Genomic DNA, 26,346 nt, shown 5'->3' with positions numbered 1-26,346 from the left:
GCGGCCTCGTGGTTGCCCTCCGGCATTGCGTCCGTTCTCGTCGGTCGTGCCGTGGCAGCCTGGATCGATGTTCGCCCTTGACTCGCTTTGCGTTGCAGGTGGCGCCGCCGTGGCCCAGCTTCCGGGTATGTCGGTGACCTGCAAGGGGAGCACCCGGGGACCGAGCTCCGACGGGGCCGAGAGCGCGGCGCCACCTGAAGCGGAAGTGAGTTGTCAGGAGATCGTCGAGCGCCTGCATCGAGCCGAGCAAGCATTGCGGGAAAGTGAGGAGCGGTTCCGCGCCTGTACGCAGACGACGTTCGACGCGATCGCGATCCACGACGACGAGCTCGTTCTCTTCGCGAATGACGAGCTCGCGCGCATGTTCGGCTACACGCTCGAGGAGATCACGTGCAAACACAGCCTCGATTGGCTCGTGCCGGCGTCCGCCACGCTCGCGCGGCAGAGCGTCCTCGACGCGAGCGAGGAGACGTACGAGGCCATCGGGCGGCGCAAGGACGGCACGACATTCCCCGTCGAGCTCCGAGGCAAGAGCATCGTCTATCAGGGCCGCAGGGTCCGCGTGACGACACTCGCGGACATCACCGAACGCGAGCGAAACCTGGACACGGCCGAGAGGCGCGCGGCCGAGCTCGAGGCGGTGACCGGCATCATGCTCGACCCCGTCCTCGTCGTCGATGCCGTCGATTGGGTCACCCTGGCGAATCGCGCGGCCTTGCGCCTGTTCGGCATCGAGCAGGCGAGCGAAGCCCCGCGGGATCCCGGGGCGGTCCTCGATTCCATGCAGCTTCGCCACCTCGACGGGCGACCCGTCAAGCGCGAGGAAATGCCGATCGTCCGCGCGCTCGGAGGCGAGACCGTCTGCGGGGAATGGGGCATGGTGCGCCTGCCCGGCATGGCAAGCTCGCTCTACATCCAGCGGAGCGCGGCGCCCATTTTCGATCGAAATGGCGACGTCCGCGGCGCCGTCTGGGTCGCGCGCGACGTGACCGGGTGCATGAAGCTCGATCAGCTCAAAGAGGAGTTCGTCCGGATCGCCGCCCACGAGCTCGAGACGCCGGTCGCCGTGATGAAGGGTCACGCGCAGCTCCTCCTCCGCCGCGCGCCGGCCGATCTCTCGTCGCGGTCGCGGAGCGCGCTCGAGGCCATCAATCGAGGGGCGGACCGCATCGACAGGATCGTCCAGGACCTGCTCGACATCTCGCAGCTCCAGGCGGGCACGCTCGAGCTCGTGCACGAGCAAGTGGACTTGCCCGCGCTCGTGCGGGAGGTCGCCCGTCGTTTCGCGGCCGACGGACGAACCCACGTGATCCGGCTGCATATCGAGGGCGAGGCGACCGTCTCGGCGGACCGCCAGCGCCTCGAATCCGTGATCTACAGCGTGCTCGACAATGCGTTTCGATTTTCCGCCCCGGGGAGCGAGGTCGACGTCGAGGTGATCGCGAACGGCCGAGAGGCCTGCGTCTGCATCCAGGATCGGGGCGTCGGCATTCCACGAGCCATGCAGGCTCGCATCTTCGAGCGGTTCTACCGCGCGCACACGGACACGCCGCACGATTACGGTGGAATGGGCGTGGGGCTCTTCATCGCGCGCGCGATCATCGAGGCGCACGGGGGGGCGATGTGGTTCGGGAGCGAGGAGGGCCGCGGCAGCCGATTCTGCTTCCGTCTGCCGATGGGAGGCGTCGAGGGGCGTTGATAGCCGCGGCAGCGTGCTCGTGCTACGTTGGGGCGGTCCGCGGGTCGTGACGAGCAGGTGAGAGAGATGGCCGAACATTTCGATGTGATCATCGTGGGGGCAGGGTTATCGGGGATCGGGGCAGCTCACCACCTCACGACCCGGTGCCCCGGCAAGACCTTCGCGATCCTCGAGGGGCGCGAGGCCATCGGCGGAACCTGGGATCTCTTTCGGTATCCGGGCATCCGGTCCGATTCCGACATGTACACGCTCGGCTACTCGTTCAAGCCGTGGAAGGAGCGGAAGGCGATCGCGGACGGGCCGTCGATCCTCGCCTACATCCGCGAGACGGCCCGCGAGGACGGGATCGAATCGAAGATCCGGTTCGGCTGCCGGGTCGTGCGGGCCACGTGGTCGAGCGAGCGCGCGGCGTGGACGGTGGAAGTGGAGCGTGGCCCGTCGAAGGAGATCGTCAGCTTCACGTGCAATTTCCTTCTCATGTGCAGCGGCTATTACGATTACGAGAAGGGATACGCCCCGGAGCTGTCGGGCACCGAGCGCTTTCGAGGCCGCATCGTGCACCCGCAGTTCTGGACGGACGACGTCGAATACCGCGGGAAACGCGTGGTCGTGATCGGCAGCGGCGCGACGGCCGTCACGCTCGTGCCGGAGCTCGCGAAGGAGGCCGCGCACGTGGTGATGCTCCAGCGCTCGCCGACGTACGTGGTTTCGCTGCCGTCGCAGGACGTGATCGCGCGCTGGCTCCAGAAGCGCGTCCCCTCGCATGTCGCTTACGAGATCACGCGCTGGAAGAACGTGGCTTTGGGGATGGCCTTTTATCAGCTCGCGCGGCGGAGGCCGGCGAGCGTGAAGAAGCGCCTCGTCGATCTCGTGCGCGGGCACCTCGGGCCCGACTACGACGTCGACCAGCATTTCACACCTCGATACAATCCCTGGGATCAGCGCCTTTGTGTCGTGCCGGACGGGGATCTCTTCGAGGCGGTGAAGGCGGGCCGGGCGTCGGTCGTCACGGACCACATCGAGACGTTCACCGAGAAGGGGCTCCGGCTCACGTCGGGGCAGGAGCTCGAAGCGGATCTCGTCGTCATGGCGACGGGGCTCCGGCTCCTCTTCCTCGGCGGCGTGGAGGTCGTGGTGGACGGCCGCCGCGTGGAGTCGTCGAAGCTCCTCAGTTACAAGGGCGTGATGTTCAGCGACGTGCCGAACCTGGCATGCGCGTTCGGGTACACGAATGCCTCGTGGACGCTGAAGGCCGATCTCGTCGCCGAATACGTTTGTCGCCTGCTGAACCACATGGACGCGATCGGCGCGCGCCAATGCACGCCACGCCGCAGTGATTCCGACATGGAGGAGCTGCCCTTGCTCGACTTCACGTCGGGGTACGTCCAGCGCGCGGTTCACGCATTCCCGAAGCAGGGCTCGAAGAAGCCGTGGAAGGTGAATCAGAATTACCTGATGGACATCGCGGCCTTGCGATTCGGGGAGGTCGACGACGGCACGATGGAGTTTGTCCGGACGAGCTCCGCCGGCGCCGAGGCGCGCTCAAATGCGGGTGTGACGCCCTAGACGCCGTACGCCTTGCGGAGCGCTTCGAGCAGCGCTCGTCCGCGGGGGGCGCCGAGCCCGGTGCAGGCGTTCCACCGAGCGTCGGGCGAGGCGGCGTATCCGCCGTTGTTGCCGGCGACGATGGGGCGGAAGACGTTCGCCCCATCGTCCAGTTGCAATCGATAGAGCAGCGGATTCAGGAATCCGAGGCGTCTGCCCACGCCCTGGCAGAGGCGGGCCACGAGCGCCGCGAAGAGGGGCGTGGACGCGCTCGTGCCTCCGCCATGGCGGTAGGCGCCGTCCACGAAGATGCGGTATCCGTCGAAGAAATCCGCGTGCGCCGCCACGTCGGGGCAGCCGCGGCCGGCGAACGTGCTCGCCGGTTCGGTGAAGACCCAGTCGCGGAACGTGGCGAACGTGCGGACCGGGACGGAGGCGCGGGCCTGCCATTCGGGGCGCTCGAAATAACGGCTCACGCCGCCGCTGCTGCTGCCGAGGTTGGCGATACTGCCGGCATCGCCATAAGCGAGGAGCATGGTGTCGGCGAGGCGATTCCACACGACCTCGTCCTTTCGGGCGCCCTGTTCGTCGAGGATCAGCGTCGTGCCGCCGCAGCAGAGGACCCAGGGGCTCGAGCCGGGGAAATAGACCAGCGAGGGCGCCGAGAACATGCCCTGCGCCATGGGGAAAATGGATCCGGAGTCGCCCGAGGGAAGACAGATCGTGATGCCCAGGATGGCGGCGATGATGAAGAGCTCGTTGATCCGCTCGGCCTCGGCCCGCGTCCACACGCCGGGCAGATCCTCGGGCAGCCCCGCGCTGAGCGTGAGCACGGAGGGCCGGTTCTCGGTATCGAAGAGCGCGGCGTTGAAGAGCTTGAAGTAGCTGTGGCTCGTGGTGTCGTCGTTCCCCCGCGCGCCGGAGAAATAAACCACCGGGCGTACGCCGGGCGCGCAGGAGAAGGCGATTTGCGCGTCCATGCTGACCTCGTAATTCGCCCAGGCGTCGTGCCCGGTCGCCCAGCGGTTTGGCCCCACGGTGAGGATCTCCGGCGCCCGCATGCCGAGGCCCTCGAAAAAAACCTGCATGTCGTCCGGGGAAAAGCCGCCGTAGAGCGAGAGCACGCCGAGGCATACGCCTTCGCCCGTGAGCTCGGTCGGAAAATCGTAGAGCTCGGCGAAGCGAGGCGGCGGGTGAAATCGCCAGGGTTTGTCCGGTGCGGGGGCGGGCGGGGCCGGAGGCGCCTCGGCGCGTCGCCGCGGCGGCGGGCTGTCGTGTACGAGGGGCGCGTCGCGGGGAAGGAACACCCAGAGGATCAGGCCGTCGAGCTTCGTGGGGACGGAGAGGGGCGCTTCATGGGTGACGTCGATTTCCCCCCGGTAGGCATGGCGCTTCAATTGTACGGCGAAGGCCGCCTGAAAGGATCCCGCGGTTCCGCGCAGCGTCACCGCCCGCGCGGCCCGATGGACGTCGACGACCGAGAGATCATGCTCGCGGGCAAACGCCTCGACCCGCGCGAGGTCGTCCGGGCTCGCTGCATACGTGGCCGCATAACGCTCGTGCGACCAGGGCTCGCGGGTCCGGACCACGCGAAAGGCGGTCTCCACGAGCGGAGGAGAGCCCTCCGGGGTGCGCAGGCAAAGCACGGCGGTCACGATTTCGTCGGGAGAAACGTCGCCCCGGAGCACGGCGCCAAACAGGGGCGGTCGGGCGCTGCCTTTGATGTCGACACGATCGCAGATCATGGCTCGTCTCCCTCGGTACGGCTGGCGAGCACGAGCTCGCCCACGCTCGTCTCGGCGTAATAATCGGTGCCGGCGGCCTTGCAGAAGAGGTCCGAATCTCCCCGACCCACGCCGCTGCAGGCGAGGCGCATCGCGGTCGCGACCAGGTAAAACGTCTGGTAAAGCACGCCGGCGTTCTTGAGGGTGACCGAATAAGAAATGCCCTCGTAGCTCCAGGACACGCGCTGGAATCGGCTCGCGAGGCAGATGAGCACCTGCGGCAATTCGGTGTGGCGCGTCGCGAACGCGGCGTCCGTGAGCAGGGTCGTGACCTCGGGCGTGCGGCCCTGGATGCGGGAGAGGGCGTGCGCGTCGGGATCGTAATGGTAGAGGCCCGAATCCAGGCCACGGCAGCGATCGACGGCGAGATAGATTTCGAGGTCGTGACAGGCGCCGCCGGAGGGGGAGGGGCGCATGGTGATGTCGTAGCAGCATTCGGGCGTCGCAGGGATATGCGCGCGGACCCCCGCCGACCGATAAAGGAGCTCGCCGAGCTGCTCGACCGAAATGGGCACGCGCCCCTGCGCGTACACGCTGCGCCTACCCTCGAGCACGGCTGTGAAGGGGCGGTCGCTCGTGCGGAGCGCGTCGAGGTCCGGGCGGTGCAGCAAAATGGGAGGATCCGTCGAGGCGCGAGGCGGCCGCAGGGCGGGAGGCGGCGGGACACGATCACGGAAGGGGTACGTCTTGCCGCAAGGCCCGGAATGGCGGCCGGGGCGGCTGCGCGCGTGGAAAAGCAGGTCGTGGAAGGACCAGCTCGCGAGCTCGAAGACCTGCTCTTCCTCGGTGCCCCCCGCATCCTCGGCCGGGATCGCGAATCCGGCCGCGACCAGCAGGCCGACGAGGGTGCTCATGGCTTCGAGGCTCGCACCGGGCACTGTGAGCGCCGCGGGCGCAGTCGGGCGGGCGAGCGCAAAGCAAAGGGCGGCGGTCCGGGCATCTTCGATGCGCAGGAGCGCATGGCAGCGGGGCGATTCCAGCACGAGGCCCTCACCGACGCGACGTTGATATGCGAAGCGGGAGAGCACGTAACGGCGCTCGGGGTCGATGGCTCCGCTGCCCAGCGAAAACCGGGGCGAGATCGGTTGCAGCACCGCAATCGTGGTCTTCACGTCACGCACGGCATAGGCGAGCAGCACGAGCTGCTCCAGGCGGCGGAGGTGGTGCAGCAACGTCGCCACGGCGAGAGGTCCGTCCTGCTCGGCGAGACCTTCGGCCAGCGCCTCGATCGTGGGGCCCTCGGCGCCGAGGCGCTCGAATGCGGTGAGCAAGGCCTGCGGCAACGCCCCGAGCGAGACCGGGGAGAACGAGGAGGAGGTCAACTGGGCGGCGCCGTTCGCGTCCAGGCTCCAGGTGACCCCTTCGCGGAAGCGCAGGCCGAGCGGTCTCCGCCAGGTTTCCATCATGGCAAACTCTCCTCCGCGGCGCGCACTAGATGAAGATCGGATGCGGATTCATGGATTCCTCGGCGAGAGGCGATTCGAGCAGGCCCATGGATACGGGCACCTCGTAAAGCCGGCCCGGCCCGAGGCGGGCCCAGAAATGGCGGAGCCCGGGCACGATCACCTTGACCACCACGAGGCTCGTATCGGGCCTGGTTTGATCGAGCACCAGGGTTTCGAGCCCACGTTCGCGGGCGCGCTCCACGCAAAATGTCACGGCCTCCCGGAGGTCCTCGCCGAGTGGCGGCGCGAAATCACGCGGCGTGCGGGGAGGCGCGACGCTCGGTTGCAAATAAGGCTCGGACTCCAGTGTCGCCTGCCGCAACCAGTCGACGATCAGCCCGCCCGGCGAGGGTTTTCCCGCGTCGCCCGTGAAGACGAACGGGATGAGCTGGTTGTGCTCGGTGACCGCACGGAGCAAGGCCAGGCGCGCGTCGAGGTGCGCGCCGAACCCGAACATGATGGTTGGAAAGGGCCCGTCGAGCCGTCGCGAAATCGCCGCGAATGTGGGAATGCCGAGATCACTCGTCAGGTCGAGGGCCCAGAGCTCACGCCCGCGGGCGCGCCAGTGCGCCACGGTGTCGAGCAGATAGGGATCCTCGAAGCTCGCGAGATCCACCCCCGGCACGCGCAGGCGGTTGTACCACCAGAGCGCGACCGCGTCGCGCTCCACGAGCTCCAAGAACCCTTGCAGCACAGCCTCGGTGCGCGTGCTCCCCGCGGCGTTTCCATTCGAATCCGCCCGCGTGAACACGGGGCCTTCGCGGAGCGGATAGTTGTAATAACAGAATCCCGTGGGCACGAATCGCCGCCGCTTCTCGGTCAAGGACCAGACCGGGCTCCATTCGATCGCCTGCGCAGGATCGAAGGGCTCGGTGACCCACGTGCACACCTCGCCGTGCCGATTCCACCGCGCGCGCTCGGCATATTGTCGCGCGCTGTATCCCATCAAGAGGACCGGGTCGATCGCCTCCTCGCCGAGCTCCGCCTGAACCGTGCGGACGCGCGCCTCGTCGCCCTGGAAGACGCCCGCATATCGCTCGATCGACTCGCACATCGCGCTGGTCTTCGCCTGGATGTCCGTTCGGCCTTTGCCCCCCGAATAGCTACGCAGGCTGCTGCGGAGCGACGAGAGGTCGTGCGCCATCTGCGCGAAATTGTGGTCGGTCGAATACGAGAAGACGAGCCGAGGGTCGTCCTCGGGGCGCACGGTGCGGTGCAGGCGGCTCACGATGCCCGTGATGGGGCTCAGGTGATGCGCGAGCCGCTCGTGCGTCTCCTCGGGCGTCGCCTGCCGGAATCCGCCGTCGGCCGTGAACGCTTTGGGCGTGGGTTCGAGGACGAAGGGCGAAACTTGCCCCCGCGCGACCGTTTCACGATCCCCGCACGTCGGGCACTGCGGGCGCCGCACGAGGGTATGCGTGCGGCTCTCGAACGTGGTCGTGTCGAGTGTGATGACGCGCCCTTCGAGGGCGGGAATCCCGCCCAGAGCGGCCCAGCGCGCGACGGCGGTGGCCATCGTCGAGGCGAAGGCGCGGCGCGTGGAGGGGAGCGCGGCGAGGGCCGGAGGATGAACGGGTTTTCCCGTGCGCCGCTCCAGATATCGCTCGACCCGGCGATGCCCCTCCAGGCGATGCGCGAGGCAGCGCCAGCATCCCGTCTTGCCCGGAATGAAAAGCGGCCCGAGCCAGCCATCCCTGCCGGCCGGTCGAGCGAGGAGCCACGGCATTCCCTTTTCGAGCTGGGTCCGGTTCCAGGCGTCGAGCTCGGGGCGAAGGTAATCGTCCACGACGACGACGGGCAGATCCCCGTCGGGGCCCGTTTCCAGGGAAAGCTCGGCGAGGGCCTCGGCGAGCACGCTCGTATCGACGTCGCCTATGGGGACGAGGACAGCGCGGGCCCGGCGCAGGCCCCAAAGCGCCTGTGCCGGCGGGGCGCCGAGCGCCTCCCAGAATGCGGCCTCCGCGCGAGGCATCTCCGCCTCGTCGTTCGTGACGAAGCCGCCTTTGCGGAGCATGGTGATGGCGTAAAAAACCTCGGCGGGCGAGGCAAGCGGTTCCAGGCGCTCGCAGATCTCCTGTTCCGTCAACGTCCCGGTCAGGAGAGGGGCCAGCACCTGATAGGTTCGGCCGTGGAGCACGTGGCTGCCGCCCTCCCACAGGAGGTAGACTCCCTCGCCCTCGATGATCTCGACGCGATAGGAATGCTTGAAGCGTGGGCGCGTGAGCATGTGCGGTCGGGCGGCAGCCTCGTATCAGTTGCTCTTCTCGCTCGTATGCACGTCCCCTGCGGTCGCGGACCCGGTCCCCGTCGCGCTGCCGCTCGCCGTCGCGCTGCCGGTCGCCGTCGCGGGCGCCGGGGTGGACTCCATCGTGAGCGACTCAATGCCGAGATCCGCCGGCGGCAGCGGCAAGTCCATCGGCAGCGCGACGTCGTGCTCGAGCTCCAGGTCGAATTGCTGTTTTGCGAAGAGCTTGATCGCGCTCGACGGATCCTGCTCGAGCTGCTTGCGGAAGGATGCCTCCGTCCAGGCATGCGCCACGAGGAATCCCCACTGCACCTTGTTGAGTGTATGTTGCTTCTGCATGATGCACCTCTAGAATCCATACATCAGCACATTTTCGACTCACGGGCCAGTCTGATCGTGCGGGCTCTCGCGTGCGTGGAGGTATGTCACGGCGTTCGCGACGTAGCTTTTTTCGTCACCCCGTACGCGCGCGACGCATCGCCCGGGCGATACCCGTTTGCAGCGTGCTGTGCGTCCCGATTCCAGAGAGGTCGACCCCTATGGAGACGAGCGTCTGCGCGACCTCGGGGCGGATGCCCGTGAGCATCGGCTCGGCCCCGAGCAGCGCGACCGAACGCGCGGCGCGCACGAGCGCGTCGGCGACCTCGGCGTCGACCTGCGGGACGCCCGTGATATCGAGGATCGCCACGCGCGCGCCGCTCCGCGCCATGCCGTCGAGGAGCACGGTGATCGCCCGCTCCGCGCGCACCGGATCGATGTCCCCGACGAGCGGCATGACCATCACCGCGTCACTCACGGGGATGAGCGGCGTGGAGAGCTCGAGGAGCGTCGCTTCTTTCGCGCGCAGCGCCTCCTGTTGAAGGAGGGCGTCGGCGCGCTCCTGTTCCGCGCGTACAGCGGACGTGACGTCCATGATGATCCCGCGCAGCCCCACGGTGCGTCCGTCGTCCTCGCGCACGCACACCGTCTGGGCTTCGATCCAGAGGACCCCTCCGTCCCGGCGGACCCAACGGAATCGAAGGACCGAGCGGCCGTTTCGCTCGAGCAGCGCGTTGCCGGTGAGCACGTAGGCCCTGTCCTCCGGGTGCGCCCGATCGGACCAGAGGTTCGGCTGCGCGAGCCACTCTTCCGGCGTGTAGCCGATGATGTCTTGGATCTGCCGGCTCACGTAACCGATGCGCCCGCGGCTCGGATCCTCGACGAACCAGATTTCCCAGACAGCCCCGGGCACGCAGTCGATGAGCTCCCGGAGCATGTTGCCGCGCATCTCGGCCTCCTGCAGGCGCGCCCGCAGCGCCGTCACCTCCGAACGAAGCGCTTCGGCGCTCAACGCGTGCTCTTCCATGATCATCTTCTCCCCCTCGGCATGCGCGCCCACCCGGCTGCGCTTGTACGCGTGGTCCCTGTGGGGATGGTAACGCCGATCCGGGCGCGGATTCAATCCTTCCTCAATCGGGGCCCCGCAGATCGGATCGACCGGCCTGCCCCCCTCGGGCCGCGTCACGTCGCGAGGAGCTTCCGGACTGAACATCGGCTGGGATGTTGTGCGCAAACCAACTGCGTACGGGTGGTATTGCGCGCTGCCGGACCGCGGGGCCCGGACGTCCGTGACGAGCTACCCTCTCGTGCCGGTATCGATCACCGCGCGACGCGGCATTGCTTCATCACGCTCGCGCGCATTCGATCCGTCGCCTCCTTGTACGAGAGTAGCCCCTGCACCTCGCGGCTCCCGGGATGCGCGAGCATGTACCCCTCGACCTCCTCGTACGCGAGCAGCTCCCGCGCCACCATCGCCGCGCGGCAGACCGCGCCCTCGTAGGCGTCCTGGACTTCTCGATACGCCTCGTCCTCGTCGTACTGGCGCGAATGCCACAGGTTCGCCGTGAGCTGCGCGGCGAGGATCACGCGCAGCCCGACGTCGGTCGCGGCGACGGCGCGGGCGACGTCGTCCACGCGGCTCGCCCATGGATGCGTGGCGAGCGCGGAAAGCGCGCGCCGGAGCTCGCTGTCGAGGGCCTCGAGTCGATCGTCCGGGGCTTTCATGACGCTCGCTCGACATTGTGCCCGTCGCGCCCGGGCTCGACAAGCGCGGCGGAGGGCCGGCCCCGAGGAGGGCCGCAAGGCGCACCGACTGCGCGGCCGCGCATCTTTGGCGCCTCCTCGGCCGTGGTCCGCGACGAGGAGCCGCGCGGACACGTCTGGCCACGGTCTTGCTAGCGCTTCACCGCCGAGGACCCCATGCACACGAAGAACGCCACCGTCTCGGACTACATGACCCGGAGCCCCCACGCGATCGGCTTCGATCAGACGCTCGTGCAGGCGCACAAGCTCATGCGCGAGCACGACATCCGGCACCTGCCCGTTTTGCGGGGCGGCCGGCTCGTCGGCATCCTCTCCGAGCGGGACCTCGCGTTCGTCGAGGCGCTCCCCGACGTGGATCCGCAAAAGCTCCGCGTCGAGGAGGCGATGACCCCGCTGCCGTTCACGGTCGCGCCGAGCACCCTGCTCGCCGGCGTGGCGCGCGAGATGGCGGAGCACCGGTACGGCGCGGCCGTCGTGATGCAGGACGGGCACGTCACCGGCGTCTTCACGACGACGGATGCGCTCCGGGCGCTCGCCGACGCGCTCGACAAGGAAGGATGACGGCGCCCGTCGCTCGTCCGAGCCATTCCGGAGGTGACGTGATGACGAGAGGGAGGACGCCCGAGATCGAGGACGCGGTGAGCGAGCTCGTCGCCGGCGTGATGCCGGGCGCGGTCGTGCTGCGGATCTCGCGGCTCGGCCCGGACGAGGACGACGACGGCGGGGCGACGGGCAAGGCCATCGGATATGGCGTGCCCTTGCGGATCCGGGTGCAGAGGCCCGACGGCGCGGAGAGCGATCTTTGCCTGCACACGGCCGGCCCGGACGAATTCGGGCACGACCGGCGCGCCGACCGGGCCGCGAACATGCTCCTCGCGTTCGACAGCTTCACGCGGCTCCCGCGGCACGTGCGCGCGCTCGACGTGGGCGCGGTGGAAGACGACGGGCGCCTCGTGTCGCTGCGGCGGAGCGGCGAGTTTTACCTCGTCACGGAATACGTCGAGGGGCACGTCTACGCCGATGATCTGCGCCGGATCGCCCGCGCGCGCGCCCTCACGGACCAGGACGTCGCGCGCTGCGAGGCGCTCGCGCGGCTCTGCGCGGAGATCCACGCGGTTCGTCCGGACGGACGGGCGACGTACCGGCGCGCGATCCGGGACCTCGTCGGGCACGGCGAGGGCATTTTCGGGCTCATCGACGGGTATCCGGACGACGTGCCGACGGCGCCGCCCGAGCGGCTCCGCGCGATCGAAGAGCGGTGCCTCGCGTGGCGGTGGAAGCTCAAGGGCCGCGGCGAGCGCCTGCGCCGCACGCACGGCGATTTCCACCCGTTCAACGTCGTCTTCGACCGCGCGGGGGAACCTCGGCTCCTCGACACGAGCCGCGGCTCGGCCGGCGATCCCGCGGACGACGTCACGTGTTTGTCGATCAATTATCTGTTCTTCGCGCTCGAAGCTCCCGGCTCCTGGCATGGCGGGTTCCGGACGCTCTGGCGGACGTTTTTCCGGACCTACCTCGATCTCACCGGCGATCGGGAGCTCTTCTCGGTGGCCGCGCCGTTCCTCGCGTGGCGGGCGCTCGTGCTGTGCAACCCGCGCTGGTATCCGTCGATTCACGCGGGCACGCGGGACGCGCTCCTCGGGTTCGTCGAGCGTGTCCTCGACGCGCCTCGGTTCGATCCCGACGAGGCGGAGGGGCTCTTCTCGTGAGCGGCGCGGTCGTGTGGATCACGGGGCTCCCGTCGGCGGGGAAATCGACGCTGGCGGACCGAGCCTTCCGGCGGTTCGTCGAGGCAAACAGGCCGAGCATCCTGCTCGACGGGGACGCGGTGCGCGCGGCGATGCGGCCGCCGCCGGGGTATGGCGAGGAGGCGCGGGCCCATTTTTACGAGACCCTCGGGAACCTGGCGGCGATGCTGGCGCGGCAAGGGCACGTGGTGCTCGTGCCGGCGACGGCGCACCTGCGCGTCTTCCGGGAGAAGGCGCGCGCTGCAGCGCCCCGCTTCTTCGAGGTTTACGTCTGCGCCACGCCCGAGCGCTGCGCAACGCGAGACGCGAAGGGGCTTTATGCCGCGGCGCGCGCGGGCAAGGTCTCGGGGCTGCCCGGCTTCGACCTGCCCTACGAGCCGCCCGAGGCGCCCGACGTGGTCGCGCTCGGGGGGCACGACGAGGATGCGATCACGAACATCGTCCGCCTGACGGCCTGAGCTGGTTTGTCCGGGCGCGTCGAGGTCGCTCGTCATCGGTCGCCTCTGGCATTAGAAGCTCGGGGATGGACCTTGTGCACGAAGTCCACGCGCAGATCCGCTCGCTCGAGCGGTTCGTGCCGCTGCTCGGCGAGGCGGCGGTGGACGAGGCGCGGAGCCTCGCGCACAGGCTTCACGAAAGGCTGGCCGGCGGCGTCATCTGGAACGTCAACTCGACGGCCGTGGGGGGCGGCGTCGCGGAAATGCTGCATTCGCTCCTCGGGTATGCGCGCGGCGCGGGCCTCGACGTGCGCTGGTTGACCATCGGCGGCTCGCTCGAATTCTTTCGCATCACGAAGCGCCTGCACCACGCCCTTCACGGCGAGCGCGGCGACGGCTCTCTGCTCGACGAGAGCGCGCACGAGGTGTACGCGTCGAACCTCGGCCGCAATGCGCTCGAGCTGCGCGAGCTCATCCGCCCCGGGGACGTGGTGCTGCTGCACGATCCGCAAACCGCGGGCCTCGCGCCGACGCTGCTCGCAGCGGGCGCACGGGTCCTCTGGCGGTGCCACATCGGCGCGGACGAGACCAATGACGACGTCGAGCTCGGCTGGCGATTCCTCGCGCGGTACCTCGACGGTGTCGGATGCATGATCTTCTCCCGGGAGAGCTACGTCCCGGCGCGGTATCGCGACGGACGCGCGTCGATCATCCAGCCGAGCATCGACGCGTTCTCGACCAAGAACGTCGAGCTCGACGAGCCGACCGTTCGCTCGATTCTGGTCCACGTGGGCCTCCTCGAAGGGCCTCCGCCAGCTTCGCCTCGGTATACCTTCGTGCGCAGCGACGACACGCCCGGGCGCGTGGAGCGCTCGGCAGACGTCATCCGGCTCGGGCGTGCACCCGCGTGGGAGACGCCGCTCGTCGTCCAGGTATCGCGCTGGGATCCGCTGAAGGACATGCTCGGCGTGCTGCGCGGGTTTTCCCTCATGGTCCAGAATCACGCCGCCCCCGAGGTCGACCTCGTGCTCGCGGGCCCGAACGTGCGCGCGGTGGCCGACGACCCGGAGGGCCCCGCCGTCTTCGAGGCCGTCTATCGTGATTTTCTCGAACAACCGCCGGCCATCCGCGCGCACGTCCACCTCGCGATGCTGCCGACCGCGGACGTCGAGGAGAATGCCGTGATCGTCAATGCGCTCCAGCGCCACGCGGCGGTCGTCGTGCAAAAGAGCCTGCACGAGGGCTTCGGCCTCACGGTGACGGAGGCCATGTGGAAGGCGCGTCCCGTGATCGCCGGCGCCGTCGGCGGGATTCAGGATCAAATCGAGGACGGGGTGAGCGGCGTCCTTTTGCGAGATCCGACCGACCTCGGGACGTTCGCGGGCGAGCTCCACCGGATCCTCGCGGATCCGAGCTCGGCGGCGCGCCTCGGCGCGGCGGCGCGCGAGCGTGTGCGGGAACGATTTCTCGGCGTCCGACACCTCGTCCAGTATGGCGCGGTCATCGGGCGTCTTCTCGATGCATGAGGCGTGAAGAGGCTTCCATCGCTTCCATTCCTTCGATAGTCTCGTCCTCGTCATGCCCTTCGCATCCCGAACCCTCCGCTCGGTTGTTTCTCTGCTGGCATGGATCCCCCTCGCGTGCTCGTCGTCGGGCGCGTCGTCCTCGGGCAGCGGAGGGGAAGGGGGCAGCGGCAGCGCGACCGGGCCCGGCGCGGGCGGCGCGGGGATGGGCGGCAGCGGCAGCGGCGGCATGGGCGGAATGACGTCTTCGACGGGCGTGGGGCCCGGCTCGGGGAGCGGCGGGAGCCTGCCGATGCTCCCGTGCGACGCGGGATTCGCGTTCGACAGCAATCCCATCACCTCGCCGATCCTCACGGTCTCGTACACGAACCCCACGCCCTATGCCTATGTGAACATGAAGGTGACCGGGCCCGGGGCGCCCGCCTCGCAATGGGGCGGCGTGGGGGGCTCCGGGCCGTATACGTGGACGTACACCGTGTACGGCTACGATCCCGGCGTCCTGACGTTCACGTTCGTCGAGGGCGAGAACGGCGGCAATCCGGGCAACCCCGTGGCGCAATGCCAGATCGAGGCGCTCGTCGAGGGAAGCTCGAACCCTGGGTCGAGCGGAAGCGGGGGCGGGGGGCAAGCGAGCTGCGCGGATCTGGCGCAGGCCAATCAGTGGCCCGGGGGCACGTATACCTGCGACGACGGCAGCAAGAACTGGTGCGCGGGGACGGGCACGCCGACGAGTGATTGCGTGCGCTGCTGCAGCCCCTCGTGCGGCGTGCTCGCGGGGCTCTACAATTCGAGCGCGAGCTGCGACGACGGGAACAACGGCGCGTGCAAGGGCTCGGGCGTCATCACGTGGGATTGCAAGGCCGGGTGCTGCGGCCCCGGGATCCCGAACTCGCAGCCCCCGAGCGGCGGGGCCTTCGGATACCCCGTGGGCGACAAGAGCACGAGCCCCGCGGGCGGCGCGGGGTGGCAGGTCTGGCAGGTCCTCGGGCATTACTGGGACGTGTACGGCGGGGCGCACCTCGCCGAGGACATCGGCAAGGCCGGCGCGGCGAATGCGCCCATCTACTCCGTGGCGGACGGGGTCGTGCTGGTCTCGGCGCCGAACGGGAGCTCCTACGTGAACGTGATCCTCGTCCAGCACCCGATGCCGGACGGATCGACCGTGTGCTCCTTCTATGGCCACCTCGCGACGCGCACGGTATCCCCGGGACAAACCGTCAAGCGAGGCGATCAGATAGGCACCGTCCTCGACCAAGGCTCGAACTCCCACCTGCATTACTTCATCGCCCCGAAGAACCTCTGCGACAAGATCGCGGGGCTGAATGGCGGAGGTGCCTGCGGATACGACGGATCCGGCGGCGTCCCGGGGCTCGGGCACGCCGACCTCGCGAATGCGCCGGAATCGTACACGGCCTCGGGGACGAACAACGGGTGCAGCCTGAACGGCTACCAGATCCTGGCCCCGCACGATTTCATCGACGCGCACCACTTCTGAGCGCCGCTCCGGCGATCCTCAGCGTTTGCCCACCGGCTTGCGATACGCGATTTTCAGGGCGTCCGGGCCCTTCTCCTGAAATCCGATCGTCTCCGACCACGACCACGCCTCGCCCCCGGGGCCCGTCGTCGTGACGGCCTTGTAGGAAACGACGATCGCCCTGGATTCTTTTCGCAGCGACAGCTCCACGAGCGCCGTCTGGGAGAAGGCCGTCGTGGGGATGCGCGCGCATTGCGCGGGGATGTCGTCGCCGAGCCACGCGACGAGGAAACCCTTGTGCTTGGCCTCGCACTGAAACCCGAGCCCGAGCGCGGTCGTGAGCTTGCAGTTCATGTGCTCCGGCGCCGCGAGGTCCGTGCCCTCCGCCCACTCGCATTCGGTGCCGATCGTCGTGCCCACGTATGCGGCCGCGGCGCGCTCGGCATCCGAGAGGCAGGGCAGCGCTGCGTCGTCGAGGACCAGGTGATACGAAGCGTCCGACCAGGCGAGCTTGATCGGGCCGATTCGCGGGGGACATACGCGAGGGGCCGCGGAGGATTCCGGAGGTGCCGCCACGGCGCTCGCGGCGTTCGGTGCGAGGGTCGCCGACGGGGGCGGAGGCGTGGGCGGCGGCGCGGACGGAGGCGGCGGCGGTGTGGCTCGGTCACACGCGGCCGCGACGCATAGAACAGCGATCAGGCTTTGCGCGAGGGATGGACGGATGGCTGGCATGCGCCCACCGCACTCTGTCACGAATCGCGGCGCGAAGGCACAGCCGTGTCCCGAGCACAAGTGATTTCGACCGCTCCACGACGCGGCTGTGCCAGGGTCGGGAATTGCCTCACACGGATGTGAACAGCCTCACGGGTGTGCGTCGTGGACGGCAAGGTGGGCAAGACGCCGACGCTGCGGAATTGCCAGTTTTTACCTCGTCCGTCGCTGCGGGCAGACTATCATGGGAATCGCTATTCCTTCATTTTTTGTGAAGGAAGAAAGAAGGCGTTCGAGATGGCTTTTTTGCGCAGAAGAATGGCGACGAGCACGGCGTGGCTCGGTGCGTTGCTGTTGCTCGTGGGACCGGGTTGCGCGGGGAGCGGGAGCCCCGGCGACGAGGAGGAGAGGACCGCCGAGGACGGGGCGCGGTCCAAGCCGGCGCCGTCGTTCCTGACGGCGGATGATTTCCCCGAGGTCTACTGGGGTGAGGAAGAAGAGGAAGAAGAAGAGGAAGAAGAAGAGGAGGAGGAAGAGGACGATCGCGAGCTCGAGGAGGGCGATATCTACCGCGTGATGGGCGGCGGTCGCCTCCTCAACTTGAACCCCTACCGCGGCCTTCAGGTCGTCGACTACAGCGACATCTCGAATCCGGCGATCATCGGCAAGCTGCCCATCTCCGGCACGCCCGTCGAGATGTACGTCGACGGAGACCGCGCGGTGGTGCTGCTGAACGAGTGGTACGGATACAAGGCCGACCACGGCAAGCTCGCCGCGCGCGAGCGCAAGGGCGGGCTCGTGGCCCTCGTCGACATCAGCGATCCCACGTCACCGACGCTGATCTCCGAGTACAACGTGCCCGGCCGGATCACGACGAGCCGCTACGCGAACGGCTCGTCGAAGGACTCGCTCTACATCGCCGCCGTGCTCTCCGGCTGGGTCAACGAGAACGGGTACTGGGAGTACAAGGACGAGAGCGTCGTCAAGAGCTTCGACGTCCTGAGCACGGCCATGACGCCGAAGACGGAGTTCCAGCTCGGCGGCAACGTGACGGCCATTCAGGGCGAAGGAAACGTGCTCCTCGTGGCCCGCCGCAATGGATACTATTCGAACACGAGCAACGTCTCGATCCTCGACATTTCGGACGTCAACGGATCGATGGCGATGCGCGGCACGGTCAGCGCGACCGGCTACGTGCGGACGCAGTTCCACATGGACTTCCGTGATAACCAGCTCCGGGTCTTCTCGGGCCCGCAGTGGGGCGGCTGGAACCAGCAGAGTTATCTGCAGACGTGGAACGCGACGAACAAGGACAACCCCATCCCCGTCTCGAACGAGCCGTTCGGCACGAACGAGCGGCTCTACGGCGCCGTGTTCATGGCCGACAAGGCGTTCGCGGTCACGTACCGGCAAACGGATCCGTTCCACAGCTTCTCGATCGATCCGAATGGCCACGTCACGGAGGAGAGCGAGTTCATCGTCTCGGGCTGGAACGATTACCTGCGCCCGCTCTCGGGTGGCACGCGGCTCATCGGCATCGGTGTGAACGATCAGAATGGTCGGAAGATGGCCGCGAGCCTCTACGACATCACGAACCTCCAGAACCCGAACCCGCTGCTCGATCGCGCCGAGACCGACGCGAACGATGGCACCTGGAACTTCTCCGACGCCCAGTGGGATCACCGCGCGTTCAAGATCCTCGAGGGCGCCGTGAACGTGCAGGCGGACACGGGTGAGGTGGAGACGGGCCTCATCATGCTGCCCTTCACGGGCTACAAGTACGAGAACAACGTGCCCATCTACCGCTCGGCGGTGCAGCTCTTCACGTTCTCGAACACGACGATCACGCGCCGCGGGACGCTGGATCACGTGGACAACGTGCGCCGCGCGACCCCTCTGGACGGGACGAACAACACCGCGGTCATCTCCGACACGGTGATCTCGTTCCACGACCAGACGAACCTCGACGATCCCGAGCAGCTCTCGCAGATCGACGTCGCGCCCGATTACGCGAAGATCATCCCGTGGGGCGATTACCGCGTCCGTATCCGGCACCCCGAGGGGTATTACTACTGGTACAACAACAACGCGAACGCGCGGGCGGAGATCATCCCGAACGACGAGGATGCAGACCTCGCCGAGCCGGTGGCGAGCTTCGAGCTCCCGCTCTCCACGAACTATTACAAGGTCGGGGACTACCTGGTCAGCTCGAAGACGAAATGGCTGTGGCCAAACTACGAGACGACGATCAAGGTCTACGACCTGACCGACCCCGTGCATCCGCAGGAGAAGGGCACGCTCGTCACCACCGAGCTCTGGCCGACCAACTACTACAACACGAAGCTGCACACGACGGACAACGCGCTCGTCTATCAGCAATACCAGTACGGCTACGAGAGCCTCGGCCACTACCAGGCCCGCAACGCGTGGCTCGACGGCGTCAATACGTGGTGCGACAGCACCTCGAACGGCTGCAGGTACATCACGGGTACGCGCAGCTGCCGGACGCCCGACGGTGGGCAGGAGTACTGCGCCGGTAACTTCGCCGAATGCACGATCCACGTCGGCGCCGAGACCACCTGCGTGCCCCTCCCCTGGAGCGCGGTCGAGCCGCACGCGGTCTGGTCCGAGTGGGACGGCGAAGGGTGGCGTTACCCGACGTACGCCTCGTTCCGGGTCCTCGATCTGTCGGATCCGGCGAACCCGAAGCTCGCCCCGAACCCGATCTCGTTCGCGGCGCCGGACGAGTTCGCGGACGCGCGCACGAATGGAAACGAGCTTTTCGTCACGGTCAAGAACAAGGCCACGGCGCCGGGCGACAAGCGGCCCTACACGAAGAACTTCCTCAAGCGTTATGACCTGACGAACCCCTCGGCGCCCGTCCTCGTGTCGAGCACCAACATCCCCGGCTACCCCATCGACGCCTACGACAACCGGATCTTCATCCGCGATCGGCAATGGGGCGGCTACTGGCACGAGGAGGCCGTCGGCCGCGTCAAGCTCACGGGCAATGGCGCGAAGCTCGAGAAGTACAGGAAGCTCGAGAACAAGTACATCAACGCGATCTTCGTCGACGATCACGAGCAGCCCGTCATCAGCTACGCGTCGAGCTGGGCCTACAACGGGTACTCCGTCGCGATCCTGGATCCGCAGAATGGCAACAAGCCCGGCTTCGACCTCCTGTCGGAGACGAAACTCGGCAACACCATGTCGCTCATCGACGTCAACTCGCACCGCTGGTTCCTGTACGTCGCCGGCGGCACGCTGGTGGCCGACGCGAACAACCCCACGGCGGTCAAGGCGCAGGCGTTCTTCCCGATTTATTACTGGGACAGCCAGCCCGTCGTCCACAACGGCCAGATCCTGGCCGCTGGCAGGCGGCTCGGTATCTTCCAGCTCGGCGAGAACGAGACGAATCTCTTGACGACCGACTGACGCTCGGTCCCCCCACCCTACCCCCACGCATTCGGCCAGGGACCTGCGCTCGACGAGCGCGGGTCCCGGCGCCTCATCCCTCGCCGCCGTCGCCCTCGTCGCCGCTGCGAATGTCGTATTTCCGGATCAGCGTCCGCAAATGGCTCCGGTCCATGCGCGCGAGCCGCGACGCCTCGGATACGTTGCCCTTGGCGCGCGAAACGAGCTCGCGCACGTACCGCTCTTCCCAGCGGTCCGCGGCCCTCTGCTTCGCCATGCGATAAGGCACGCGCAGGTCGAATTCGCCTTCCGCGGCGGGGCCCGCGCCCCCGTCGGACGGACCGCTGCCGAGCGCCAGGAGGGCCGGATCGTCGAGCAGGACCGCGCGCTCGACCGCGGCCCGGAGCTCGCGCACGTTGCCCGGCCACGCCTGCCGGCAGAAGGATTCGAGCAGATCGGCCGGCATCGTCCGCTGCGGCGCGAGCTCGGCATAAAAATGGCGCGCGAGCCGCTCGACGTCGCCGGTGCGCTCGCGCAGCGGCGGGATGTGAATGCGCACCACGTTGAGGCGGTAATACAGGTCCGCGCGGAACGTGCCGCGGTTGACCTCGGTGCGGAGGTCGCGGTTCGTCGCGGCGATGACCCGCGCGTCGAGCCGGATGCGCTGGTTGCCGCCGACGCGCTTGACGGTCTTCTCCTCGAGCGCGCGCAGGAGCTTCGGCTGCATGTCGAGCGGCAGCTCGCCGATCTCGTCGATGAAGATGGTGCCGCCGGCGGCCTGCTCGAAGGCGCCGGGGCGATCGGCGCTCGCGCCCGTGAAGGAGCCCTTCACGTGGCCGAAGAGCTCGCTTTCGATGAGCGTGGGCGCAATGGCCGTGCAGTCGAGCACCACGAACGGGGCGCGGGCGCGCGCGCTCGCCTCGTGGATCGCCGCGGCGAGGACGCCTTTCCCGGTGCCGGTCTCGCCTTCGAGCAGCACCGTGGTCTCGGATGGGGCGATGCGGGGCAGGGCGGCAAAGATGCGGCGCATGGCGTCGCTCGCGCCGAGGACGGAGCCGAATCGATCCTCGGGGCTCAGGGCCTCGCAGATGTCCTCGTCGATCAGGTCGACGCGCAAGGTGGTGCGCCCGACGCGGACGCGCGCGCCGTCGTCGATATAACCCGTGAGGATGCGGGTGCTGCCGATCCAGGTGCCATTCGAGGAATCGAAATCCCGCAGGAAAAAGCCCTCGGGCGTGGCGGTGATGCTGATATGGTGGCGGGAGACCGTCGGGTCGGAGAGCACGAGATCGTTGCCCTGGGCGCTGCCCACGGAGACCTCGCTCTTCGGGGCGCGGAGCGAGGCGCCCGTGTCCGGGCCCTCGATCACGGTGAGCGAAAAACCTTCGAGCCGCAGCTCTTTCGCGCTGGGGCGGAGGAGCAGGGTGCCATCCGTCGACATGGCCGGCACGTTACCACGCGGCGCTCGCTCCGTGGTGCCGGGGCGAGGCGAACGCCGCCCTGGAGGGCCGAGCCTCCATGCCCTGGGGGCGCGACCCTCCAGGCATGGAGGCTCGGGCCGCCAGGGCCTGGAGGGTCGTTCCTTCAAGCCTGGAGGCTCGTCCCTCCAGGCAGCGCCGAGCGCGCGGGAAATCGCTGCGCGCGCGGCTTTTTTTGCGGTCGCTGCCGGTGGTGGCACGGAACGTGAAGAGTCCAGATGCCAAGGACTTTGCGGAGGACGATCATCATGACGACGAAGCTCACGCATCTTGTTTCGCAGTTCGGGTTCGCAGGCGCGCTCCTCGCGTCCGCGATGGTTCTTCCGGCCTGCGGTGGTGAGCCTGTCGACGTCGACGATTTCGAGGGCGAGGTGGACGATGCCGAGCAGGCGATCGGACCGGGCGGCACGAACAACCTCCCGCCGTTTGCCATCGACAGCGATCCTCTCAAGCGCAGCGTGACGAATACCCACGGCATCACGTCCCCCACGAATCCGGATCCGCTCCCGCTTTGCAAGGGCGACACGGTGACCACGACGGGCTGCACGTTGAAGCCGGAATGGGAAGCGTGGATGTCCGCCGATGGGACGAACCGCGCCCCGGTGATGAAGGGAATCGTCAAGTGCGCGGTGTCCTCGAGCTTCACGATCTCGACGAACGACGGCTCGCAGAGCTTCGCGGGGCAATGGGAGCTCTACGGGAGCTGGAAGACGAATCGCCTCAATGGCGAGGACAAACGCGAGCGCGTCAGCGCGTGCCTCCTCTCGCTCCTGAACGGCAACAACCTGACCTTGAACATCTGCATCATCGGCCCGGGTGGGGCGCCTTTTGACGTGCCCTGCGGCGATTCCCACACCACGCTGCGGGAGGGCGGCTTCTTCGGGAACCTGTTCGCGACCAATCCCACCGCGTATGTCGCAGGGCCCGACGCGGCGGAGCCGGTGGACAGCGGGCGAGCGTGCTTCGGCTCGCAAGGCATTTACTGTTGCGCCGAGAACGACACGAACTGCAACCACCGCATCGTGCTGACCGGCGCGATCCTCGGCTCGCCCGATCAGAACTTCGCGAACAAGCGCTGCAATGCGCCGCTCGTGGACGCGGGCGGCGGGCTCTTGTACTGCCCGTCGTTCTTCTCGACCCGCGAGCCGAATCGCAGCTACACGAACGTGTTCACGACGTTCGTCCCGCCGGCCGAGTGATCGGCGAGCCTCTCCCCCGTTCGCCGTCCCCCCGCCCTCGTCCTCTCCTATCGCCCCTCGATCAACCGGTCCACCTCGGCCGCCGCCTTGCCATAGCGGCGCCGGAGGAGCGGGTTTGCCGCGAAGGCCTGCGAAAGGCTCGCCTTCGCGCGCTCGAGCGAGGTTTTTCCCGCCGACGGTTCGAGCTGCGCCCGGGAGAGGCGGAGCGCCCCCTCGATCGCGAGCGCTCGCGGCAATCCCGGCGCGAGCTTCAGCGCCTGCTCGATCCCGCGCAGGCCCTCGTCCACGACAGCGCCTGCCGGCGCGCCCGGTCGCTGCCCGGCGAGCAGCGCCTCCGCCCGCTGGAGGCAGACCTGCCCCAGCACGAGCCACGGATCCAGGCGTTCGGGGGCCTTCTGGGTCGCCTCGTGGGAGAGCCTCTGCGCTTGCTCCAGCGCCGCCAGATCCGGCTGCCCTTGCTGGCGGGGCCCTTCGGCCTGCTCCGCTCGGATCTGGGCCTCCACCATCGTGCAATCCACGTTGCCGGGATCGATGCGATGGCATTGCCCGAGGGCGCGCAGGCCCTCGTCGAGGTCCGGGCGCGGATCGCCTCCCTGGGCGCGCGCGTGGCTCGCGCGCAGGTAATGTGCGCGGCCTGATTCGAGCTGGGCGAACATGAAATTGGAGTCGATCGCGAGGGCCGCCTTGAAGCGGTCGATGGCCTGCTCGGCCGGTCCTCGCCCGTCCTCGCCCGTCATCAGCCGATACGACGCGATCCGGGCGGAGGCCATACCGGAGTTCACGCACGCTAGGAGGTGCTTGTCGTTGACGCCGAGCACGTGGTCCGCCATCTGCACGGCTTCGAGGAGGGTCTTCTCCGGATTCTCTCCGTGATCGGCCTGCCATTCGGCGAGCTCCGTCAGCCAGGCCGAGGTGTTGTTGTAGGCAATCAGGTACTGCGCATCGAGCTCGAACGCCTTCTTCGTCATGTCGATCGCTCGCCCGAGGACGTCGCGCGCGTCGCCATTTCGCAACCGAATGCTGGATCCGGAGAGCGCGAGCGCGTACCCGTAGTCGTTGTACGCCCACGGGAACGTGGGCTTGATGCGGATCGCCTCCTCGAAATGGGCGTACGCCTGGTCGAGCAGGGGCTGCACGGGTTTTCCCTGGTCGAGCTGGTACAGAGCGAGCCGCGTGTACGCCGTGCCGATGGCCTCCTGCGCGAACGCGTCGGTGGTGTGCGAGGCGATCGCCTGTTTTCCCGCGTCGAGCTGCGCGCGGTAGAGCCGCTCGACCTCGGCTTGCGGCGCGCCGTGGTCCTGGGCGTAACGCGCCTGGAAATGGTACGCGAACGCCTTCTTCGTGTGCCCGTCCGACTCCGACGAAGCCGCCGTGAGCGCCTTGTCCGCGGCGGAGAGCGCCTTGTCGAGCTTTGGCCTGGGATCACGCCCGCGGTACGCGTCCATCTCCTCCTGCCGGATCCACGCCTCCGCGAGCGCCTCGTAGATCTGATGGTCGCTGCGCCCGATGTCCGCGGCCTGCTCGTAATGCGCCACGGCCTCGGCGAAATCCCGCTCGGCCTGGTCGCTCTCGCCGCGGTCCTTCGCGCCCTCCGCGCGGGCCATGAACACGTCGCCTTCGAGCTTCTCGGCCTCGTAGAGCCACGAGAGGCCGCCCCGGGCGTGGCGCGCGCTCTTTAGGGCCTCGTCGTAGCGCCGGTTGTAGAAATGGATCAGGCCTTCGAGGTAACTCGCCGGCACCGTCGGCAGGCCCCGGCAGCGCGTGAGGTGGGCGAGCGCCGGTTCGAGGTACTCCTTGTCGAGCTCCTGCTTGCGTTTCTCGAAATAGCTCTTGTCGCCGCTCTTGCGCGCGTCCTCGATCGCCCGGCTGTAGAGCTCGCCGAGCACGCGCCCGAGCGCGTAATCGAGCTCGGGCTCGCGCACGCCGAGCGCCGCGGCCGCGGCAAGCTCCGTGTGCGCCTTGTCCCACTCCTTCAGCGCGAGGTAGCCGCGGCCGAGGGCATAATGGTCGAGCCCCGCCGCGAGGTCGCCGAAGCTCTGCATCTCGGCCTCGATCTCGGCCATGCGCGCGCGGACGGCCGCCTTCTCGGGGCCCGTGTCGTGCAGCGGCACGAGGTACGCGCTGCGCACCAGCCATTCGAGGTCCTTCACCGCCTGGCCGAGCTTCTGCCCGAGCTCGGCGCGCTTCTGCGCGATCGCCTCGTTCCGCGCATTGACGACCACCGTGCGGACGCCGTACCCCGCGAACGCCGCGAGGCTCGACACGAGCGCGATCACCGCGAAGGCCATCGGCTTGTTGCGCTTGGCCCGCCAGTAGAGGCGCGTCGGCAGGCCGAGGCGGCGCGCGAGCACGCGCTCGCGGTTCAGGAATCGTTCGAGGTCGTCGGCGAGCTCGGCCGCGGTCGCATACCGCTGGTGCGGCTCCTTGTTCAGGCACTTGCCGACGATGACGTCGAGCGCGAGCGGGATCGACGGATCCTTCTCCCGCAGCGGCACCGGATCCTGGATCAGCACCTTGAGCAGGACGTTGACCGCGCTCTCGTCCTCGAACGGCGGCGCGCCTGCGAGGATGTCGTAGAGCGTCGCGCCGAGGCTGTAGACGTCGCTGCGCGGATCGATGCTACGGACGCTGCCGCGCGCCTGCTCGGGCGGCATGTACCCGGGCGTCCCCATGACCGTGCCCGATTCGGTCAGGCCCTTCGTCTCGCTGGCCTCGCGCGCGAGGCCGAAGTCCATGAGCACGGGGCGATACGCGGGATGCCCGTCCGCGCCCGCGCTCTTCTCCACCATGATGTTCGCGGGCTTGATGTCGCGGTGAATGATGCCGATGCGGTGCGCGGCGTACACGGCCTCCGTGACCGTCTTCATCACGCGGACCTTGTCGTCGATCGTCATCGCCTGCGCCGCGTCGTTGAGCGACAGGCCCTGGACGAGCTGCATGGCGATGTACGCCTTGTCCTCGACCTCGCCCACCTCGAGGACCTTGCAGACGTTCGGATGATCGATGCGCGCCTGCGCCCGCGCCTCCTGGATGAACCGCTTCGTCGTGATGGGATCGGCCCCGTGGATGAACTTGATCGCCACATGGCGCGCGAGCCGCCGGTCCCGGGCCTCGTAGACGGAGCCCATGCCGCCTCGGCCGAGGAATCGTACGATCTCGTAACGATCCCAGCGCTTCGGATCCGCGAGGGGCGAGCGCTCGGAGACGGCGGGCAGGTCGGCCGGAATCTCGGTCGGCGCCTCGACGGACATCTCGGGGGGCGGCTCGGTGGGAGCCTCCGCGGGGGATGCATTCGCCGGAGGCGGCGTCGAGTCCACGCGGGCCGCGCCGCGCCGGCGGCGCCTCTCACGGGCCAGCTTCACCGTGACCGGGGCCGCTTTTTCGGGAGGAGCGGGGGCGATCGTATCGGCGATCGCGAGCGCGTCGTCCGACCCTTGATCGTGGCCCTCTTTGGGTGGCTGGCCCATCGTGTCACCTTGGTCTCGGGATGCCGTCGCTCGTCAAGCGCTACATGCGCAAGGCGGCACCCGTCGCGTGACGAGCTCCCTAGCAATCGGGAGAC

Annotated in this window: 18 protein-coding genes; 9 read left to right on the top strand and 9 right to left on the bottom strand. The window is 68.2% G+C overall.

Features of this window, described 5'->3' with window-relative positions; all coding sequences use genetic code 11:
* Window positions 1-109 precede the first annotated feature (109 nt).
* Together QHF85_RS01810 and QHF85_RS01805 are read left to right on the top strand one after the other, a co-directional pair.
* Window positions 110-1,699, top strand: a complete 1,590-nt coding sequence (locus tag QHF85_RS01810; protein ID WP_281325260.1) for an ATP-binding protein — start codon at window positions 110-112, stop codon at window positions 1,697-1,699.
* Window positions 1,700-1,765: 66 nt separating this feature from the next.
* Entirely contained in the window at window positions 1,766-3,265 is a 1,500-nt protein-coding gene (locus tag QHF85_RS01805; RefSeq protein WP_281325259.1) for an NAD(P)/FAD-dependent oxidoreductase, read from the top strand.
* Here QHF85_RS01805 and QHF85_RS01800 read toward each other — a convergent pair.
* From QHF85_RS01800 to QHF85_RS01775, 6 genes are all read right to left on the bottom strand, one after another.
* Window positions 3,262-4,989, bottom strand: coding sequence for a S53 family peptidase (locus QHF85_RS01800; RefSeq protein ID WP_281325258.1), 1,728 nt, complete (start codon window positions 4,987-4,989; stop codon window positions 3,262-3,264). The two genes, QHF85_RS01805 and QHF85_RS01800, sit on opposite strands and share 4 nt — an antisense overlap.
* Entirely contained in the window at window positions 4,986-6,434 is a 1,449-nt protein-coding gene (locus QHF85_RS01795) for a SagB family peptide dehydrogenase (protein ID WP_281325257.1), read from the bottom strand. The genes QHF85_RS01800 and QHF85_RS01795 overlap by 4 nt, the downstream gene beginning before the upstream one ends.
* Before the next feature lie 25 nt (window positions 6,435-6,459).
* The gene (locus tag QHF85_RS01790) at window positions 6,460-8,700 is read right to left on the bottom strand and encodes a TOMM precursor leader peptide-binding protein (protein ID WP_281325256.1); all 2,241 of its coding nucleotides are present in this window, start codon (window positions 8,698-8,700) and stop codon (window positions 6,460-6,462) included.
* A gap of 24 nt (window positions 8,701-8,724) precedes the next feature.
* Window positions 8,725-9,057 (bottom strand): hypothetical protein, encoded by a 333-nt coding sequence (locus tag QHF85_RS01785; RefSeq protein WP_281325255.1) that lies wholly within the window; start codon window positions 9,055-9,057, stop codon window positions 8,725-8,727.
* A 115-nt stretch (window positions 9,058-9,172) separates the two neighbouring features.
* Window positions 9,173-10,063 carry a PAS domain-containing protein gene (locus tag QHF85_RS01780; RefSeq protein WP_281325254.1) on the bottom strand — a complete coding sequence of 297 codons (891 nt, stop codon included), beginning with the start codon at window positions 10,061-10,063 and terminating at the stop codon, window positions 9,173-9,175.
* 293 nt (window positions 10,064-10,356) lie between these two features.
* A complete protein-coding gene (locus QHF85_RS01775) occupies window positions 10,357-10,761 on the bottom strand; it encodes a hypothetical protein (RefSeq protein ID WP_281325253.1) in 405 nt (134 codons plus the stop codon).
* Window positions 10,762-10,956: 195 nt separating this feature from the next.
* Here QHF85_RS01775 and QHF85_RS01770 point away from each other — a divergent pair, with 195 nt between their 5' ends.
* From QHF85_RS01770 to QHF85_RS01750, 5 genes are all read left to right on the top strand, one after another.
* Window positions 10,957-11,361 (top strand): CBS domain-containing protein, encoded by a 405-nt coding sequence (locus QHF85_RS01770; RefSeq protein ID WP_281325252.1) that lies wholly within the window; start codon window positions 10,957-10,959, stop codon window positions 11,359-11,361.
* Between the two features lie 41 nt (window positions 11,362-11,402).
* Entirely contained in the window at window positions 11,403-12,509 is a 1,107-nt protein-coding gene (locus QHF85_RS01765) for an aminoglycoside phosphotransferase family protein (RefSeq protein WP_281325251.1), read from the top strand.
* Window positions 12,506-13,006: an adenylyl-sulfate kinase gene (locus tag QHF85_RS01760; RefSeq protein WP_281325250.1), complete on the top strand. Its 501-nt coding sequence runs from the start codon at window positions 12,506-12,508 to the stop codon at window positions 13,004-13,006. Before QHF85_RS01765 ends, QHF85_RS01760 begins: the two co-directional genes overlap by 4 nt.
* A 65-nt stretch (window positions 13,007-13,071) precedes the next feature.
* Complete coding sequence (locus QHF85_RS01755) at window positions 13,072-14,511, top strand: glycosyltransferase (protein WP_281325249.1); 1,440 nt, start codon at window positions 13,072-13,074, stop codon at window positions 14,509-14,511.
* A gap of 52 nt (window positions 14,512-14,563) precedes the next feature.
* Window positions 14,564-16,003 (top strand): M23 family metallopeptidase, encoded by a 1,440-nt coding sequence (locus tag QHF85_RS01750; RefSeq protein WP_281325248.1) that lies wholly within the window; start codon window positions 14,564-14,566, stop codon window positions 16,001-16,003.
* A gap of 18 nt (window positions 16,004-16,021) precedes the next feature.
* Here QHF85_RS01750 and QHF85_RS01745 read toward each other — a convergent pair whose 3' ends face one another.
* On the bottom strand, window positions 16,022-16,558 hold the full coding sequence (locus QHF85_RS01745; RefSeq protein WP_281325247.1) for a hypothetical protein: 537 nt from the start codon (window positions 16,556-16,558) through the stop codon (window positions 16,022-16,024).
* A 453-nt stretch (window positions 16,559-17,011) separates the two neighbouring features.
* Between QHF85_RS01745 and QHF85_RS01740 the strand changes: the two genes are divergently transcribed.
* Entirely contained in the window at window positions 17,012-20,128 is a 3,117-nt protein-coding gene (locus QHF85_RS01740; protein ID WP_281325246.1) for a beta-propeller domain-containing protein, read from the top strand.
* A gap of 73 nt (window positions 20,129-20,201) precedes the next feature.
* On the opposite strand, the gene QHF85_RS01735 is transcribed toward QHF85_RS01740, so the two are convergent.
* The gene (locus QHF85_RS01735) at window positions 20,202-21,548 is read right to left on the bottom strand and encodes a sigma 54-interacting transcriptional regulator (protein ID WP_281325245.1); all 1,347 of its coding nucleotides are present in this window, start codon (window positions 21,546-21,548) and stop codon (window positions 20,202-20,204) included.
* A 285-nt stretch (window positions 21,549-21,833) separates the two neighbouring features.
* On the opposite strand from QHF85_RS01735, the gene QHF85_RS01730 reads away from it, so the two are divergent.
* Window positions 21,834-22,784 (top strand): hypothetical protein, encoded by a 951-nt coding sequence (locus QHF85_RS01730; RefSeq protein ID WP_281325244.1) that lies wholly within the window; start codon window positions 21,834-21,836, stop codon window positions 22,782-22,784.
* 47 nt (window positions 22,785-22,831) lie between these two features.
* Here the strand turns inward: QHF85_RS01730 and QHF85_RS01725 are convergent, their stop codons facing one another.
* Window positions 22,832-26,251: a serine/threonine-protein kinase gene (locus QHF85_RS01725; protein ID WP_281325243.1), complete on the bottom strand. Its 3,420-nt coding sequence runs from the start codon at window positions 26,249-26,251 to the stop codon at window positions 22,832-22,834.
* Window positions 26,252-26,346 lie beyond the last annotated feature (95 nt).

It is taken from the genome of Polyangium sp. 6x1 (genome assembly GCF_029946515.1).
In the GTDB taxonomy this organism is placed as follows: Bacteria; Myxococcota_A; Polyangia; order Polyangiales; family Polyangiaceae; genus Polyangium.
This window is presented reverse-complemented; position numbering and strand designations above follow the sequence as displayed.